Below are 2,249 nucleotides of genomic sequence, written 5' to 3' on the forward strand. Positions count from 1 at the left end.
TCCGAGTTGAGGGCAACAACCTGAACAACCCGGTCTATCGTCAGCTGAATCGCGATAACAGCATCGACACCGAAAACAAGACAGGCCACACGATCATCGTGAAGGTCAGCTACAAGCTGCAGTAACCCTTCGGCACTCAGAGCCCCCCGGCCAGGTTGGCCTGGGGGCTTTTTCTTGGTGCGCCCGGCAGGGTGCACCTACTCGGAGGTGAGAGTCCTCTATCAGCCCGGCAAGGGGAATGGTTAGCCAATGGCAAGGGTTCCGCGGGTGACTGTGGGTCTGAAGGAAGCCGGATGGCAAAGCGCTGGCCTGACGAACAGGAAGCGGATACGAGGCGGCGCGCCGGGGTGAGGTGTCCGAATTCACCAAAGCCCGGTACTTGCACGGAACGGTGCGTCGTAAATCCGACAGGCATAAGCGTGAAGGTGGGTGCGCAATACCCGGGGAGATCTGAGCGTGTGCCCGAAGGGGCTACCGGCGTCGAGAGGCGACGGGAGGCGCGCTCAGAAGTCAGCAGAAGCCATAGTAGGCGCCGGTAAGGACCGAAGGGCTGAACGAGTAAGACCGAGAGTAGGACGATCGATCTTGATGCCTATCGATGACGCAGAAGCTGCTGCAAGGCAGGCCGAGCGCGAAGCAACCGGACGGAATCCGGGGAGTGGGCGCGACGGTGCGGAGGTGGGCGCAGCGACGAGCGGGCAAACGAAATCGGAGGGCTGCCGGCTCATGGAGCAGGTGGTCGAGCGCAGCAACATGCAAAAGGCGTACAGCCAGGTCATGAGGAACCGTGGAGCGCCCGGCATCGACGGGTTGCGCTGCGAAGACCTCAAGGGCTGGCTGCAAAGCCATTGGCAAAGTGTGAAGGCGGCGCTGCTGGACGGCACGTACCTGCCACGCGCGGTGCGCCGAGTGGACATCCCCAAGCCGCAAGGCGGGGTGAGGACGCTGGGCGTGCCAACGGTGGTGGACCGGCTGATCCAGCAGGCGCTGCATCAGGTGATGCAACCGCTGTTCGAGCCGACATTCTCGGATGGGAGCTATGGCTTCCGCCCGGGACGCAGCGCGACGCAGGCAGTGGTCCAAGCCGCGAACTACATCCGGGGCGGCAAGCGCTGGGTGGTGGACATGGATTTGGAGAAATTCTTCGACCGTGTGAACCACGATGCGCTGATGCACCGGGTCGCCAGGCGGATCGACGACAGGCGCGTCCTGAAGTTGATCCGGCGCTTCCTGCAAGCGGGTTTGATGGCCGACGGGATCGAGACAGCGAGGACACAGGGCACGCCGCAAGGCGGACCGCTGTCACCGCTGCTGTCGAACATCCTGCTGACCGACCTGGACCGCGAACTGGAGCGGCGCGGACTGGACTTCTGCCGGTACGCGGACGACTGCAACATCTATGTGTCGAGCCAGCAGGCGGGGAATCGCATCATGGACGGGGTGACGAAGTTCCTCTGGGAACGGCTGAAGCTCACCGTGAATGCGGCCAAGAGCGCGGTCGCGAGGCCCTGGGGACGCAAGTTCCTAGGGTACAGCGTGACCGTGCACAAGGAGACCCGTCTGAGGATCTGGCCAGAAAGTCTGGCGCGCCTGAGGGCACGGGTCACGGACCTGTGTCTGAAAGGGCGTGGACAACGTCTGGAGCGGACCATCGAGCAGCTCCGACCGGTCCTGCGGGGCTGGATGAACTACTTCCAGCACACCCAGGGGCGACGAGCACTCGAAGAACTGGACATCTGGGTGAGGCGTCGACTGCGGGTCATTGCCTGGAGGCAGTGGAAGCGCCCGGCTACACGGGAATCCCGCTTGCGAGCGCTTGGGCTGGACGCGCATCGCGCGTGGAAGTCGAGCGTCAACGGGCGGGGACCGTGGTGGAATGCCGGAGCAAAACACATGGTGGCAGCAATGCCGCCGAAGTACCTTGCCAACATGGGGCTGGTCTCGCTGGTGGATACCCACCAGCAACTCCAGCGTTTTACTTGAACCGCCGGATGCGGACCCGCACGTCCGGTGGTGTGAGAGGGCTGAGGGGGCGACCCCTCACCCTACTCGATTGGTGGAGGTGGAAGGCAGCTTCTTTGCGCTGAGAGATCGCTGCATCAATGGCTTGGCATGCGATCCTGCCGATACGCCAGATCTGCCAAATCCAGTCGCGTGGATCGCGCTTTGGCCGCTGGGCCTTCGCCGACTCGGCCCATGAAAACTGCATGCTCGGTGTTCTCCCTGCCGAGCAACGCCGTCAACCGTGC

At 63.4% G+C, this 2,249-nt stretch carries 1 protein-coding gene; it reads left to right on the plus strand.

The annotated features are described in order from the left end of the window. Positions 1-588 precede the first annotated feature (588 nt). Entirely contained in the window at positions 589-1,983 is a 1,395-nt protein-coding gene (gene ltrA, locus WAQ08_RS04835) for a group II intron reverse transcriptase/maturase (protein ID WP_277583900.1), read from the plus strand. Positions 1,984-2,249: the final 266 nt, after the last annotated feature.

It is taken from the genome of Aquabacterium sp. (assembly GCF_049274795.1).
Lineage (GTDB): Bacteria > Pseudomonadota > Gammaproteobacteria > Burkholderiales > Burkholderiaceae_C > Aquabacterium.